Source organism: Pseudoalteromonas sp. TB25 (genome assembly GCF_000497995.1).
Classification (GTDB): Bacteria; Pseudomonadota; Gammaproteobacteria; order Enterobacterales; family Alteromonadaceae; genus Pseudoalteromonas; species Pseudoalteromonas distincta.
The window spans coordinates 1-15,727 of the sequence record NZ_AUTI01000308.1 but is presented as its reverse complement, the minus strand read 5'-3'; the positions used below and the strand labels follow the sequence as shown (position 1 = coordinate 15,727).

Below are 15,727 nucleotides of genomic sequence, written 5' to 3'. Positions count from 1 at the left end.
CAGCAACCGCTGCTGCGCCGCGTTCAATGATTTCATGTGCCCAGTGCTGTTTAACACCAAAAGTATTTTCCCAATGCGCTTTAGGCTTGCCACTTGAGCGTATACCAAATTGTATTAAATGATGCGGCGCCGGTAAAAACTCTAATATATGTGTACACCACGAGCCAAAACATAAATCAATACCTAAGCGCTCCACAAGTAAATCAGTATGCGCGTCAAAGTGAATAATAGCCGTGCGCTTACCTTGTTCACGTTTTGCTTTTAAGTACGCTTTAGTAAGTGGGTAACTAATTGAGTGATCGCCACCAATACCAAATAATCCTTTATCTTTAAACGTTGCGTAAAAACTGTCGCACACATCTTCAGTGATTGATAACGGGCTTACGTAATAGTCGTTATCTTCATCACCATATAAGGCTTTTTGGCAATTAGAAATGGTTGCATCATTTAGGTATTTGTCATGAAGTAGATGTGGGATCACACGTACATCTCCTAAGTCAAACGAATGACACTGCGGTTGCTGGTCAATTAATGCTGAGCGCACAAACAACGGTCCCCAGTTTGCGCCGCGTAATATCCCACCGCCACAGTCTGAACTAATACCTAACATAACGGCTTTATGTGGTGAGTTTGGTAATTCGTTTAAAGACTCGCGCCACAAATTATCAACGTTTTCAGTTTGTCCGTAAAGTTTATTACGCAGCGCGGCTTTGCGCTCTTTTGCAGTATTTACTGTGTATACGCCATCGCCCGGTGCGCACAAACAGTGCTCAACTTTGTTTTTAAATGCTTCAAATTGTGTGCTCATAATAAACTCCTTCGGTTTTTATTCTGTACGTAGCTAATTACTTTTGATTAGTTATGCAAAATCACTAAAAATGCCTAAACTTCAAATAAATGCCACTTTGCTAAATAAGTCAGTGCTTAATATAAGTAAACACGTTGGTTTTTACGTGTTCACTACAAATTTAAGCCATTGAATTTATTTGATATTAATGAAACTTTGTAATCATCCATTTAATCGTAGTTACGCGCTTGAGTGATACTTATTATGTCTGCTTGAACATGTCAACAGCGCAACAAGGCTACGTATATAAGTACTTGAGTGAATATTCATAGTTGGTGAATAAATCAAATTAGCCCTTAAAATTATTAAGGCTTTATTGGAAGAGTTAAGATAAAACGGACAATCGTCCTGTACTTGATAAACGTTTCTAGCAATCATGCTAGATTGACAACAAATTATTATAAAAGGCTTAGCTATGGAAAAGGTATTTCACTTAGGACTATGTATTGACGATCTTAAAGGTGCAAAACTTGCGATTGTACCGGGCGATCCAGATCGTGCAGCACGTATTTCACAATTCCTAGACAACCCAACCTGCCTTGCTCAAACTCGCGAGTTTCATGTTTATTTAGGTCAATTAAACGGCCACTCTGTGGTTATATGTTCTACAGGTATTGGTGGTCCATCTACGTCGATTGCAGTAGAAGAATTAGCACAACTTGGCGTGCGTAAATTTTTACGTATTGGTACAACCGGTGCAATTCAGCCACACATTAACGAAGGCGAAATTTTAATTAGCCAAGCGTCTGTACGTTTAGATGGAGCTAGCCAACATTTTGCACCACTTAGCTACCCTGCTGTATCTGACTTTTATGCAACACAAGCTATGGTACAAGCATGTAAAAACCTAAATATCGATTTTCATATTGGTATTACTGCATCAAGCGATACATTCTACCCAGGGCAAGAGCGTTACGATACGCACTCTGGTTACGTTCCTAAATCACTACAAGGTAGCTGCGAAGAGTGGCAAAAATTGGGCGTGATGAACTACGAAATGGAATCGGCAACATTATTTACTATGTGTGCAGCCCTTGGATTACAAGCAGCATGTGTAGCAGGCGTACTTGTTAACCGTACTCGCCAAGAAATACCAAATGTAGACCACGGTGAAATTGAGCGTAAATCTGTAGCAGTCGTATTAGAAGCAGCTAAAGTATTACTTGATTAATACAGCTTATAGCAGTTAGTGAGTTAATTCGATAGAATGACTCGCTTTAATAAAGCACAGCGCCGGCTGTGCTTTATTGTATGCAAGCCACTATTTAAGTGGTGCGCTAATTACTTTAAGTGCTGGTAAATGCGTAAAACTGGCAAGTACAGCTTTTGCCACTTGCGACTGGTTTTCACGACCCGCTGTTTCGAGCAATGTTATTCCCTTCACCGTACTTTCGTTAAAGCTAAGCCCAGCTAAAAAGAACTGACTTAGTGCACTTTGTAGTGGCGATAAACTTGGACTGTAAGCTGCATTTTCGGCGTAACTTCCGTAAAAGTCACCATCACTAAATGTACTTATTTTTACGGCGCTAAAGTTTTGGCTGTAAGGCACGTACGCATTAAGTGCAAAACGCGCTAGGGTTTCATCAAGGTCTTCAGCGCTAAAATTACCTTGCTGTGGTTTTGGGTTAAATAAGCTAAATTCGTTACCTAAATCGGTAGGTCCAAATGAATGCGGCAGTAATTCAGCAAGTTTAAATTGCTGATCAGGAAGTAAAATATCAAACTCTTTCGCATCAGCTAGTTCGTTCATAAACTGGCGACAATACCCACAAGGCGCATCGCTAATCGCAATTTTAACTATTTTTTTAGCGCCGTTTAACCATGCGTTATTTATAGCCGATTGCTCTGCATGAACCACTAAACTCAATGCTTGATGATCAAACTCTACATTCGCACCAAAGTAAAAGTTTACCTCACCCTTTTCATCAAGCGCTTTAACAATTGCGCCTACATGAAAATCTGATATCGGCGCAACAGCATACTCAGAAGCCAAAGGTACTAAACCTTGTAATAATGCATCATCAGACACATTGAGTTGTGCGCATAACGCTTTAATATTATTAGAATTTAATATGCCATGTTGTGATTTTAATTGACTACGTAATGACGCTGTTTGCGCTACGTTTAATGTGATGTGCGAATTTGTAAGTGCTGTATCTTGCTGTACAGTAAAAGTTGCTGAAGCCATAACATTTTTTAATTATTCAATGGCTAAGTAGTTTAAAAGGTTAGGATGTTAAATACCAGCCTATTTAACGCAAAAAAAGGGAGCACATCGCGTGCTCCCTTTTAATACCAATAGGTATACCTAACAAAATAACATGTTAGCCGGTATTACGCATACCTGCTGCAATACCTGTCATCGTGATCATTAATGCATTATCAATGTCACCTTCGTTGCGTTTTTCCTCTGAGCGAGCACGGCGTAAAAGCTCAACCTGTAGTAAGTTAAGTGGATCGGTGTACGGGTTACGTAAACTAATCGACTCCTTAATCCAAGGTTGTTCGGCTAGTAGGCTTTTTTGCGGGCTAAGTGATTGCACTAAGCTAATGGCTTCTTGAAGCTCTTTACGAAGTGTTACACCCAGTGGTTTGTACATATCTTCCACCAGCGCATTATCGTAATGCTCACTCAACCAACAATCGGCTTTACTAAATACCATTTCTAGCATTTCTAGGCGCGATCTAAAGAACGGCCACTGTAAGCTCATTTCGTTTAGGGTTTCTGCGCCGTACTTATTAAGCGCAGCTTTTAAGCCTGTTAACGCACCTAGCCATGCAGGAAGCATTAAACGGTTTTGGCTCCACGCAAAAATCCATGGAATAGCACGCAGGCTTTCAACGCCGCCATTAGGGTTACGTTTTGCAGGACGCGAGCCAAGCGGCAACTTAGACAGTTCAAGCTCAGGTGTTGCCATTCTAAAGTAAGGTACAAAGTTTTCATCATGACGAACTACATTACGGTAATGTTCACACGACTCCTCACTTATTAGCTTCATTACTTCGCGCCACTGCGGTTTTGGCTCTGGTGGCGGTAATAAGTTACTTTGCAGAACTGCGCCTGCGTAAATATTTAAGCTTTGCAGTGCTACATCGGGTAAACCAAATTTAAAGCGAATCATCTCGCCTTGCTCGGTTACACGTAAACCACCTTTTAACGAACCTGGCGGTTGTGAATGCAGCGCTTGTGCAGCAGGTGCGCCACCACGCCCTACTGTGCCACCACGTCCGTGGAATAAAATAAGTTCAATACCACGCTCATCAGCAAGCTGCACTAGTTTATCCATTGCTTCGTACTGTGCCCAACCTGCTGCCATCATGCCGGCATCTTTAGCAGAATCAGAGTAACCAATCATTACATTTTGGGTGTTTTTAATGTGCCCGCGATACCAAACATTATCAAGTAATGTAGTAATTACATCACTGCCTGCGTTTAAATCGTCGAGTGTTTCAAACAAGGGTGCTACTGGTAAATCAAAGCTACAGCCGCTTTCTTTTAGCAATAATTGTACTGCTAAAATGTCTGATGCTGTTCGCGCCATCGAAATAATATACAAGCCAAATGTTTGTTCGTCTTGCTTAGCAATAACATCAAAGGTGTCTAGCACTTCTTGAACATCAGGGCTTGGTTGCCAATGTTTTGGAATAAGCGGTCTGCGAGAGTTAAGCTCAGTAAGTAAAAAAGCTTGTTTATCTTGCTCTTGCCATTGGTTGTAGTCGCCTAAACCTAAATAACGAGTCAGCTCAGAAAAAACATCGCTGTGACGAGACGAGTCTTGGCGCACATCGAGTTTAGCTAAACGCAAGCCAAAGCTATTAATACGGTAGAGTAAATCAAGCAATAAGCCATCAGCAACTACTTTCATATTACACTTTAATAACGAGCGGTAGCAGACCTCTACAGGGTGCTTAAGCTGATTAATATCGGTAATTAAATCTTGTGAATCGCTACGCTTATTTTTAATTTTAGCGCCAAGGTGAGCCACGGTCTCTGCAACTTGGTTTTTAAGCTTTTTGATCACCGCTCTGTATGGTTCAAAGTCTTGACCTGCCAACTCAATAAGCTCATCACTGGCGTCTGACATAGAGAGTTCAGCGCATAACGTTTTTAAATCTTGAATATATAAGTTAAGCGCCATCCAACGACCGTGGTCAAGCACCTCTGCTGTAACCTGCGATGTTACGAATGGATTTCCATCACGGTCTCCACCCATCCAAGATGTGAACTCAATAGGGCTGTAATCTTTTGGTAGCTCTAAACTTAATTGATCTTTAACATTAGCTGAAAATTCACGTAAAAAGCGCGGAACAGCGTGCCAAAGACTGTTTTCGATTACCGCATAACCCCATTTAGCTTCATCAACTGGCGTTGGGCGAGAGCGACGAATGTCGTCGGTATGCCAAGCCTGGCTAATAAGCTGTTCAATACGATTTAAAATAGCGTCTCGCTCTAGCGGTAAGTTATCTTTTCGCTCTAATGACGCTAAGCAATCACTTAGTTCAACATGTTTGTTAATAATAGTACGGCGCGTCACCTCGGTTGGGTGGGCGGTTAATACTAAGTTGATGTGGAGTTTTGAGAGTGTTTCGGCCAAATGATTACTATCTAGCTGGCCTTGTTCTGCTTTTGTAACTAACGTTTTTAATGTTTGAGTGAGAGGGTTTTGTTGACCAAGGCCAACGTCATTAAAACGCGAAACGGTATGAAATTGTTCTGCTACATTAGCAAGGTTTAAAAAATGATTAAATGAACGGGCAACCGGCAAAAGCTCTTCATCACTAAGCGCATGTAAAACGTCTATTAGCGCTTGTCTGTCGTCTTCATTACCACTGCGAGATGATTTAGATAAAGCCCGAATTTCTTCTACTTTATCTAAAATAGCTTGGCCTTGAGCATCCTTAATAGTTTGTCCTAGTAATTGCCCAAGTAAATTTACATTACCTCGCAAGGCGGCATATTGTTCACTCATTTCTCATTCTCCTTTGTTTCGTAGGACACTATTAATATCATCATGAAGAGATATTTAATAGATCCATTTGCAATGTCTTGTCGTAAAAAAGTATATATAAAATAATCACAAAGCAATTACATGATCATTTTTTACGATGGAAACTGCCCTCTTTGCAGCACCGAAATGCAGCAACTAAAACACGCAGACTCTAAAAATCTAATTACGCTTGAAGATCTTAACGCGAGCGACTTTAGTGAACGCTACTCGTATATTGATAAAGACAAAGCAATGAACTACCTGCAAGCCCAAAAGCAATCAGGTGAAATGATTTACGGGCTTGATGTAACGTACGAAGCATGGAAAATAGTGGGTAAACACAGCTGGTTGAAAATTTTTCGCTTGCCAATAATTCGCTTTTTCGCTGACTGCGGATACCTGTTATTTGCTAAGTATAGGCACCCCATCAGTCGCTTTTTAATGCCAAATACTCAGTGCAGTAACGGCCAATGTGGACTAAAAGCAAAAGGTGATAAATGAAAATCATTGTTTTATTCGGCGCAAGCAGTGCCATAGCAAATGCATATATAGAACATTTACAAATAAACACGCCTACTCATCAGATTGTTTGTATTAGTTCAAAAAGTATTGAATCTGACTCTAGTGTTGTCCACCTGCATACTGACTACACAAAACAAAGTTTAGCGCGCGTTACTAATTACCTAAAAGAGCAAAATGCCGATATACAACAAGTTATTATATTCAATGGTACACTGCACAACGAAACCCATATGCCCGAAAAAAAGCTGGAGGATTTAGACGCTGAGTATTTTAGCCAACTTCTCAATTCAAACACCCTAACTCCCCTACTTTGCTTGCAGAGTATTTTGCCGCTCTTAACACATAAAACGCACTGTACTATTACAGCACTCAGTGCGCGTGTGGGCAGCATTAACGACAATAAATTAGGCGGTTGGTATACGTATCGCGCCTCTAAGGCTGCTCTTAACATGCTATTTAAAACCGCAGCGATTGAGCTTTCACGCCGAGCTAAAAATACCAAGCTCGTTTTATTTCACCCAGGGACTACTGATACTGCGCTTTCAAAGCCATTTCAAAAAAACGTACCCGCTGGAAAACTCTTTACAGCTGAATTTGTAGCTAAGCAGCTTTTTACACTTACTTTTAATAACCTTCATTTAGAACTCAATGGTGAGCCTGCCTACTTAGATTGGCTAGGCGAAACCATACCGTGGTAAGGACCTTTAATGCATTTTACTAAAGAACGCATAAACGCACTTGAAAAACACACTCGTACTCATTTAATTAATTCGCTTTCGGGTTTTAAAAGCGCCAACTTAATTGGCACGCAAAACAAACAAGGCAATACTAATCTCGCCATTGTTAGCTCAGTTATTCATTTAGGTGCTCACCCGCCGCTAGTTGGCATGATAATGCGCCCAAATAGCGTGCCTCGACATACGTTCGAAAACATAATCGAAACCGGTAGTTACACCATTAACCAGGTTAATAAAGCTATTTATAAGCAAGCTCATCAAACATCAGCCCGCTACGACAAAGACGAGTCGGAATTTGCGGCGACAGGTTTAACGCCCGAATACTTAAACGAGTTTGCAGCGCCTTTTGTTAAAGAAAGCCGCTTAAAGTACTCGGTTAAATTTGTAGAAAACCAACATTTAGCCATCAATGGCACAGAGCTTGTAATAGGTGAAATCACTGATGTGTATTTAGATGAAGTAGCACTTCAAAGTGATGGCTTTTTAGATTTACAGGCTATTGAAACGGTGGCAATAACCGGGCTTGATAGCTACCACACAAGTAATAAACTAACGCGTTTACCTTACGCTAAAAAATAATATGCCATTTTAAGAGGCTATAAACTAATAGCCTCTTATCGCATAACATTGAATTTTACCTTGGTATTAATCACACTAGCTAAAAATCCAAGGAGAAAAATATGACCACCATCGGTATTGGTACACAATCAAGCGAGCAAGCGCTGGCAAGCCTAAGTAACATGACGCAAACGCTGACCCCTATTGCTGCTGACGAACATTTAGAGCGCATAGCCAAGGCGCAAGCGTATATGCTAGCAAACAACATAGATGCAATTTATTTAAACGCTGGCACCAACCTTACCTACTTTACAGGCATGAAATGGTACGCGAGCGAACGTATGGTTGGCGCGATATTACCCGCCCTTGGTGAAGTACAATACATTGCGCCTTATTTCGAAATTGGTTCACTAAACGGGTTTAAAGTAATAGATGGGCCTATTCATGGGTGGCAAGAGCACGAAAATCCTTATGCACTTTTTGTCGAAGTATTAAAAAAACTAAACATTAATGAAAACGCAACTATTGGCATTGATGAAAGCGCACAATTTTTTATATTCGACGGCATTAATAAAGCACAAACGGGTTTAACACTCATAAACGCACAACCTGTAACGGCGCATTGCCGTATGCATAAATCAGTTCATGAACTTAGCTTAATGCAACGCGCGATGGACATGACCTTAGCCGTGCATCAAGCCACAGCAAGCATGCTTTATGAGGGAATAACCACCACCGAAGTAGAAGCTTTTATTAAGCAAGCACACCAAAAAGTAGGTGCGCCAGGTAACTATTTTTGTATTGTTTTATTTGGTGTTGCAACGTCTTTCCCGCACGGTGTAAAAGATGCCCAAATACTTAAAAAAGGCGATATGGTACTAATTGATACTGGCTGTAAAGTACACGATTACCTATCAGATATAACCCGTACCTATGTATTTGGCGAACCAACAATGCGCCAACGTATGTTTTGGGATCATGAAAAAGCAGCGCAAATGGCCGCGTTTAATGCAGCTAAAATTGGTGCTACGTGCGAAGACGTTGACGCGGGCGCACGTAACTATTTAGCAGCGCAAGGGCTAGGCCCGCAGTACCAAACACCGGGTTGCCCGCATCGAACTGGTCACGGCATTGGGCTAGATATTCACGAATGGCCATATTTAGTTGGCGGTGATAAAACCCCACTTGCCCCAGGCATGTGCTTTAGTAACGAGCCAATGTTAGTTATACCCGATGAATTTGGCGTGCGTTTAGAGGATCATTTTTACATGACCGACAACGGCCCTCATTGGTTTACACAACCAAGTTATAGTATTGACGACCCATTTGGCCTTAACGCTTAAAACTGAATACCTTCAAGAGCAGCTGCTTAGCTGCTCTTTTTAGTTTGGTATTGATAAAGTGCAGTTCATCCCAATATCCCCTGTTATACCAAAGCAATCCTCAAAAGGATAAATATGAAAAACTTTAAAATTGATATCGTTTCAGACGTAATGTGCCCTTGGTGTGTAGTGGGTTATAAAAACCTAGAAACTGCACTAGAGCAACTCAAAGACGAAATGAGCGCAGATATTACGTGGCATCCTTTTGAACTAAACCCAGATATGCCAATTGAAGGTCAAGACTTAAACGAACACTTAATGCAAAAGTACAACTTAAGTGAAGAGCAAGGCGACGAAAATCGTAAAAACATGTTCGAAGCCGGTCAGCGTGCTGGGTTTACCTTTAATTTTGATGGCAAACGTATCATGATCAACAGCTTTGATTTGCATCGTTTATTAATGTGGGCACGTGAAGAAGGTAAGCAAACGAAGCTAAAACTCGCCTTTTTTGAAGCGCACTTCACTGATTTAAAATATTTAAATCAAGAAGAAGCACTGCTTGATGTAGTAGCAAGTGTTGGCCTTGATAAAGAAGAGGCACGTAGTATTTTACACTCAGACAAATACGTACAAACAGTGCGCCAAGAGCAAGACAACTTTAAACAAATGGGTATTACTTCAGTACCTACGTTTATCATAAACGATAAATATGCACTTACTGGCGGACAACCAAGCGACTCTTTCATTCAAGCACTAAAACAGATTAGTGAAGAAGAAGCCAAGCAAGACGCTTAATACACAAATAAAGTTTAAAATTAAGAAAGGCTGCGCAATGCAGCCTTATTTCATTTAAAGGTGCAGCGTAAATTCACGCTTTACTATCTATGTAAGCCGATTTTTTTATAAGCTGTCATCACAAACCTCTTCCAATAAAACCTTATCACCTGCGCTACTATAAAAGCGCTGGCACTAAACGTGCATTGTCTATTATGTGTCCTTAGAGAGTGTGCTGCGCGCTATTTTGGTTCAAGTGCCACGTAAATATTACAAGGTGCTATTAACTTCTTTCATACCGTTATTCACTCTCACTATTACTTAAGGGTTAACTAGTAACTAAATACGCATAAGGAGCAAGCATGGCTAAGTCAGCAACATTATACAGAATGGTAACTAATGAGCATATTTGCCCATTTGGACTCAAATCAAAAGATTTACTTAAGCGAAAGGGCTATAAGGTAGATGATAAGCCGCTGACTTCGCGCGAAGAAACCGATGCATTTCAACAAAAACACAATGTTGATACCACACCACAAACATTTATCGATAACGAACGCATTGGCGGGTATGACGACCTGCGCGATTACTTTAATAAATCGGAGCCTGGCCAACAAGGTACTACTTATACTCCCGTAACGGCCATTTTTGCTGTTACCTTATTGCTTGCCTTTGCATTTAGCTACTCGACTGGCTTTGCACTTTTTTCTATGCATACAGTTATGCTGTTTGTCGCGTTAACAATGGGCGTACTGGCTATTCAAAAATTACGCGACTTATACAGCTTTAGTAATTCTTTTATAACCTATGATTTATTTGCGATGAAAGTAGTGAGATATGCTTATGTTTACCCCTTTTTAGAAGCATTTGTAAGTATTGGCATGATTGCAGGACTTTCAGCTTATATTGTTGCACCAATTTCATTATTTATTGGGGGTTTTGGCGCCGTGTCGGTGATTAAGGCTGTTTACATAGACAAACGAGAGCTTAAATGTGCCTGTGTTGGCGGAGATAGTAATGTACCACTGGGGTTTGTCTCTCTGACCGAAAACCTGTTTATGATTGCTGCGGGTATCTGGATGTTGATAAAATAAAAAGGCTTAATACTTAAAAGGTTGCATAGTGCAGCCTTTTAAGCAATTGTCAGCGAGCTTATTAAGTACGATAAAGTACTTTAATTACATGCCAGCCAAATTTTGTTTTAACTAGGTGAGGTTCTAAAATTGCGCCTTTAAATGCAATTTTGTCAAACTGTGGAACCATTTGTCCGCGTCTAAATTCACCTAAGTCACCGCCTTTTTTACCCGATGGGCATGACGAATACTTTTTAGCTAAGGTCTGAAACTTTGCACCTTTACCTAATTGCTTAATAATATCTTCTGCAATTTCTTTGTGCTTAACCAAAATGTGAAGTGCATGTGCTGTGTTTGCCATGAAAAAAGCCTTTTATACCGTTAGCTGAAATTAAACGCGGCGATTTTAACACAACCTCATAAACCTAGCATCTACTTATACTGCAGTGTATTAACGCCTAATTTATAAATAATGTTTAGCATCATCTGGGTTGGAAATTCTGCAATACTGATATTTTCCAAATAAGGTATAGCGGTTTAAAGCAACCCTATCGTATAACCAATTATTAAAACTATTTGGCAAAATACTAAATACGTTTGCTAGCTTGTATGGGTAACCTAGCTGCTTAACAACATTAAAAAAAGCATGGCTTTGTGTAAATGCTTTACCATTTTCAACAAGCACCATTGAAGCGTATTCACTGGTTGAAAAACCAAAGTGTGTTAACAACAGTTCTCCTTTTGAAGATTGCACGCTGCATAATTTAAAAATAGTATTTTTATCGTGAGCAATAATAAAATTACACCACGCGCTGCACAGCTTACATTGCGCATCAAATAAAATAACTTTTTGGTTTTGCATTAATATAGCTGCATCATCGCTCATAACACCTTCCTTAAATTAAGTACTTTACTGCTGCACCGGCTTTTTTTGTAACTTGCGCTGCAAAGTACGCCTATGCATATTAAGTTGCCGCGCGGTAACCGACACATTGCCATTATTACTGTGCAGCACTTGTTGAATATGCTCCCACTCTAAGCGCTCTGGCGACATAACCGCATCATCAATAACATTCGATGCCACAGGCTCGGTGTTAAGCGCTTTTAATAATGTTGCCATATCAACCGGCTTAGTAAGGTAATCGTTTGCACCTGACCGCATTGCCTCTACTGCGGTTGCAATACTTGCAAACCCAGTTAGTAAAACAATATGAGTTTGGGGGAGCAAACTACGCAGCGGTTTTATGAGTGCAAGTCCGTTATCGTCGCCCAGTTTCATGTCTAATAAAACAAAGTCGGGCAATAGTTTACGCGCGGTAAGTAACGCATCACTTTGATTATGCGCCACCTCACAGGTAAAGCCCTGTTTAGTTAAACGCCTTGCCAGTGTGCTGGCTAAATTAATGTCGTCTTCAATTATAAGTAACTTCATGAGGCGTTATTCTCAGTGTTTACAATAGCGAGTTTAACTTTGGCGACAGCGCCGCCATCTGCATGGTTAAACAAGGTAAGTGAGCCATTTAAACGCTCAAAAGTAACGTTTGATAAAAGCACAGCAAGCCCCATTCCTTGATCGCTTGGCATAAGTTGCCCGCCAAGCTCTGCTAATTGCGATGATGAAAAGCCACGGCCAAAATCGCGAATTAACAAGTAAACGCATTCACTATGTAAGTTATCTTGCTGCCAACTCAGCTCTAATTGAGTTTGGCCTTGTTTTTGATTAGCGAGCGCGGCATTTTGCAATAAATTTAAAATAGCAGGCAATAACATCGCATCACTCAATAGCGTTGCCGCAATAGGTGGCGTTATCCATCTAATGTGCTGATCAGGGTATTGCAGTAAAAGCGTATCTGTAATTTGCGTTTGCAGTTGCTTTACGGTGGTATGCTCTTGCGAATTTTTAAGGCGTAATTGCTCTGAGAGTTTTCTAAAGTCGTTAAGTTGCGTACTACACTGAGTAAGCGGCGCTTGCATGTGCTTAACAATAGGGTTGTTTGGCTGGTCTTCTAATAACTCTTCAAACAATAGCTGTAAATTTGCAATTGGGGTCGCTAGTTGATGGGTGATTTGTGCAGCAGCCCCATCAAGGGTAACAAACTGTTCATTACGCAATTGTTTTTCACGCACGTTTGCAATAATTCGCTCTCGCTCTTTAAGTGCCCTGCTCATTGCGCCAATAACGAGGGCAATTACGCTGGCACTTAAAACAAAATTAACCCACATGCCAATAAAATGACCACTCATATTCATTTGATGCATACTGTGATCGGGCATCTTTATAAGTAGCAAACTGTATGCGGCAATGGCTAATACCGCAATATAAGCTAATCCTTTTTCTCGCAGCGTAACAGCAGCGATCATTATTGGGAGCAATAACAGCGAAACAAATGCATTAGTTGCACCGCCGCTTAGCGATAGCAAAACCGTTAAAAATAATACGTCTGCAGTTAGCTGCATCAACATACCCAAAGGTTTAGCACGGCTTACATTTCGATAAGCAAATAGGCTAATAAGCTGAAACACAGCCTCAACGGCAATAACAATAAGTAAAGGCAGTAATGCAATTTGATGTTCTAGTAAAAAATAAACGCTAAGTACCGCAATTAATTGCACGGCAATCGCGCCGCTTCGCAGCATTAATAATCGACTAATGGTGGGGTCGGTACGCATTAACAACAGGTTATTGCCCAATCAAATGTTTAATAAGGTTATTTTAACGGTTATATGATTTTTAATCATCATCCATCGAAATTGAAAACGGCGCACAAGGCGTTCCTTGGTGAAACACCATTTTCCATTGTTCATTACTTTTACGCCAAAGCGACATACGCAATGAATAATTAAACTCAGCGCGAGCAGAGCGCCTAAAAGCAGCTTGGTAACTAAGTTGCACTACATCATCGCTCAGCATTCGGCCCTTAAAATGCTGATTATAAAACTGTGGCACAACCTCGGTAGGTAAGCGGGTAAGTACTTGGTATTTATTAAATGTAGTGCCATTGGCAGCAATTTCGATAAATTCATCATCGAGTAAAGCATCTAATGCGCGCTCAGATTGGCGAACTTCTGGGTCTAGTAACTGGCGCTCAGCGTCAATCAAATGATTAAACAACGACACTTTTATTTTGCTGCTCATAACCTTCCCTATTGTTTATAAACTTGCCCGGCTTTCATAACAAATTGCACGTTTTTAAGTACGTCGATATTTTTAAGCGGTGAGCCATTCACACTGATAATATCTGCTTGTTTACCAACACTCAAGTCGCCAATGAGTGCGCTTTGCCCCAGCAGTTTAGCTGCATGTATGGTTGCTGATTTAATAGCTTGGGCTTCGCTCATTCCATTGTTTACCATTAAACTAAACTCGTTAGCATTGAGCCCATGACGCGACACCCCAGAGTCTGTTCCAAAAGCTATATTAACCTTGTTTTTCAGTGCAAGTTTAAACGAAGCCTGCATTTTTGGAGTCACTTCACGCACTTTGTCGGCTATTGCCGGTAGCATATTTGAGTTTGTAAGCACCTCTTCACTTACCGTTGCACCCGCTAAAAGCGTCGGTACTAAATAAGCCCCCGTTTTTTTAAATAACTTTATTGCCTCTTTATCTAAATAAGAGCCATGCTCAATAGAATCTACACCGGCTTTTAAGGCCGCTTTTATACCTTGTGTACCGTGTGCATGGGCTGTAACTTTACGTCCTAAGTGGTGAGCCGTATCAACAATTGCAATCAGCTCTGCATCTGTAAGTTGTTGGTTAACCCCAGCAGCGGTATTACTTAGTACTCCACCCGTGGCAGTAATTTTAATTACATCAGCACCACTTTTAATTACCTCGCGTACCGCACGGCTACAATCATCCGCGCCATTACAAATACCAATCCCGCCTGTAACCGCATCTGTAATATCTTTTCGATAACCGTGCATATCTGCGTGTCCACCGGTAGGCGATATTGTATTACCCGCTGCAAAAATGCGAGGGCCGTTAATATCATTTCGCTCAATAGCGCGTTTTAGCGGAAATATTACTTTGTGATCGCTACCTAAATCTCGCACTGATGTAAAACCCGCATCGAGCGTACGTTGTAAATATTTAATTGAGCGCAAAGCATAATCGGCATCATATTCTGTTGCCCAGCGGTGAGGATTTGCTTTAGCATCTCGCTCAAACGTAACGTGAACATGCATATCAATGAGACCAGGCATTACAAATTGATTTTTAAGATTGATAATATCGGCATCAGGTAGGTTAAGTTCTGCTTTTGTGAGGTAGCCGTTTTTAATGGCTGTTATTGTATTATCTGTTATGACTAACGTTTGCTCTGTTTTTACTTTTTGATCTTCGGATGCAAGTAAACTGCCCGCATAAATAATTTTATGCTGTTGAGCAAAAGCCCCATTTGTTATTAATGCCAGCGTTATTGCAGTGAATGTTGTTATTAGTGTTGTTTTCATACTTGCTCCTTTTTTATACTAGCATTACCTTAAATAACCTGTAATTGCGAATATTTACGATACAAAGCATGCTATAAACTAGTCTTGAAAGCCGTTTTTTGGTATAACTCCCCCATTAGTAACACATGTCAGACCACCTTAAGAGAACATACTATGCCTTACGCACATATCACTGGTTGGGGTAAATGCATTCCACCAGCAAGCATTAGCAACGATGAAATTAGTGAAATAGTTGATACCACCGACGAGTGGATAACCACGCGTACTGGCATTAAATCTCGCCGAGTGAGTCATGTAAGTACCGCTGAGCTGGCAACCGTTGCTGCTAAGCATGCTATTGCGTGCGCAGGCATTGATCCTAAAGATATTGATTTAGTGATATTAGCAACCTGTACACCTTCTACTGTTGTGGCAAATACCGCCTCACAAGTGCAAAAAAACATTGGTGCAACAG

At 40.7% G+C, this 15,727-nt stretch carries 16 protein-coding genes and 1 pseudogene; 8 read left to right on the top strand and 9 right to left on the bottom strand.

The annotated features are described in order from the left end of the window. A partial coding sequence (locus tag L652_RS0111395; RefSeq protein ID WP_024594557.1) for an arginase family protein occupies nucleotides 1–808 on the bottom strand: 808 nt, incomplete at its 3' end. 454 nt (nucleotides 809–1,262) lie between these two features. Here L652_RS0111395 and udp point away from each other — a divergent pair. After that, nucleotides 1,263–2,018 (top strand): uridine phosphorylase, encoded by a 756-nt coding sequence (gene udp, locus L652_RS0111390; protein WP_007375563.1) that lies wholly within the window; start codon nucleotides 1,263–1,265, stop codon nucleotides 2,016–2,018. 90 nt (nucleotides 2,019–2,108) lie between these two features. Here the strand turns inward: udp and cdd are convergent, their stop codons facing one another. Together cdd and ppc are read right to left on the bottom strand one after the other, a co-directional pair. Then, on the bottom strand, nucleotides 2,109–3,035 hold the full coding sequence (gene cdd, locus L652_RS0111385; protein ID WP_024594556.1) for a cytidine deaminase: 927 nt from the start codon (nucleotides 3,033–3,035) through the stop codon (nucleotides 2,109–2,111). 136 nt (nucleotides 3,036–3,171) lie between these two features. After that, entirely contained in the window at nucleotides 3,172–5,817 is a 2,646-nt protein-coding gene (gene ppc, locus L652_RS0111380) for a phosphoenolpyruvate carboxylase (RefSeq protein WP_024594555.1), read from the bottom strand. 120 nt (nucleotides 5,818–5,937) lie between these two features. Here ppc and L652_RS0111375 point away from each other — a divergent pair, with 120 nt between their 5' ends. The 6 genes from L652_RS0111375 to L652_RS0111350 all read left to right on the top strand — a co-directional run bounded on the left by L652_RS0111375 (nucleotide 5,938) and on the right by L652_RS0111350 (nucleotide 10,842). Next, nucleotides 5,938–6,336, top strand: coding sequence for a DUF393 domain-containing protein (locus L652_RS0111375; protein WP_024594554.1), 399 nt, complete (start codon nucleotides 5,938–5,940; stop codon nucleotides 6,334–6,336). Next, a complete protein-coding gene (locus tag L652_RS0111370; protein ID WP_024594553.1) occupies nucleotides 6,333–7,055 on the top strand; it encodes an SDR family NAD(P)-dependent oxidoreductase in 723 nt (240 codons plus the stop codon). Before L652_RS0111375 ends, L652_RS0111370 begins: the two co-directional genes overlap by 4 nt. A 9-nt stretch (nucleotides 7,056–7,064) precedes the next feature. Next, on the top strand, nucleotides 7,065–7,673 hold the full coding sequence (locus L652_RS0111365) for a flavin reductase (RefSeq protein ID WP_024594552.1): 609 nt from the start codon (nucleotides 7,065–7,067) through the stop codon (nucleotides 7,671–7,673). Between the two features lie 101 nt (nucleotides 7,674–7,774). Next, a complete protein-coding gene (locus L652_RS0111360; RefSeq protein ID WP_024594551.1) occupies nucleotides 7,775–8,995 on the top strand; it encodes a Xaa-Pro peptidase family protein in 1,221 nt (406 codons plus the stop codon). A gap of 114 nt (nucleotides 8,996–9,109) precedes the next feature. Then, a complete protein-coding gene (locus tag L652_RS0111355; RefSeq protein WP_024594550.1) occupies nucleotides 9,110–9,769 on the top strand; it encodes a DsbA family oxidoreductase in 660 nt (219 codons plus the stop codon). Between the two features lie 341 nt (nucleotides 9,770–10,110). Further along, nucleotides 10,111–10,842, top strand: coding sequence for a MauE/DoxX family redox-associated membrane protein (locus L652_RS0111350; RefSeq protein ID WP_024594549.1), 732 nt, complete (start codon nucleotides 10,111–10,113; stop codon nucleotides 10,840–10,842). A 61-nt stretch (nucleotides 10,843–10,903) separates the two neighbouring features. Here the strand turns inward: L652_RS0111350 and L652_RS0111345 are convergent, their stop codons facing one another. The 6 genes from L652_RS0111345 to L652_RS0111320 form a co-directional block, all read right to left on the bottom strand. Then, nucleotides 10,904–11,182 carry a peptidylprolyl isomerase gene (locus L652_RS0111345; RefSeq protein WP_002959014.1) on the bottom strand — a complete coding sequence of 93 codons (279 nt, stop codon included), beginning with the start codon at nucleotides 11,180–11,182 and terminating at the stop codon, nucleotides 10,904–10,906. Between the two features lie 102 nt (nucleotides 11,183–11,284). Further along, on the bottom strand, nucleotides 11,285–11,707 hold the full coding sequence (locus L652_RS0111340) for a DCC1-like thiol-disulfide oxidoreductase family protein (protein WP_024594548.1): 423 nt from the start codon (nucleotides 11,705–11,707) through the stop codon (nucleotides 11,285–11,287). Between the two features lie 24 nt (nucleotides 11,708–11,731). Further along, nucleotides 11,732–12,253 carry a response regulator gene (locus L652_RS0111335; RefSeq protein ID WP_024603458.1) on the bottom strand — a complete coding sequence of 174 codons (522 nt, stop codon included), beginning with the start codon at nucleotides 12,251–12,253 and terminating at the stop codon, nucleotides 11,732–11,734. Then, nucleotides 12,250–13,491, bottom strand: a complete 1,242-nt coding sequence (locus tag L652_RS0111330; protein WP_029753216.1) for a histidine kinase — start codon at nucleotides 13,489–13,491, stop codon at nucleotides 12,250–12,252. Before L652_RS0111330 ends, L652_RS0111335 begins: the two co-directional genes overlap by 4 nt. A gap of 61 nt (nucleotides 13,492–13,552) precedes the next feature. Next, on the bottom strand, nucleotides 13,553–13,957 hold the full coding sequence (locus tag L652_RS0111325) for a DUF4440 domain-containing protein (protein ID WP_024595765.1): 405 nt from the start codon (nucleotides 13,955–13,957) through the stop codon (nucleotides 13,553–13,555). A gap of 8 nt (nucleotides 13,958–13,965) precedes the next feature. After that, nucleotides 13,966–15,273 carry an amidohydrolase family protein gene (locus tag L652_RS0111320; protein ID WP_024595764.1) on the bottom strand — a complete coding sequence of 436 codons (1,308 nt, stop codon included), beginning with the start codon at nucleotides 15,271–15,273 and terminating at the stop codon, nucleotides 13,966–13,968. 153 nt (nucleotides 15,274–15,426) lie between these two features. Between L652_RS0111320 and L652_RS0111315 the strand changes: the two are divergent. After that, nucleotides 15,427–15,727: pseudogene (locus L652_RS0111315) on the top strand (3-oxoacyl-ACP synthase); the annotation flags it as partial.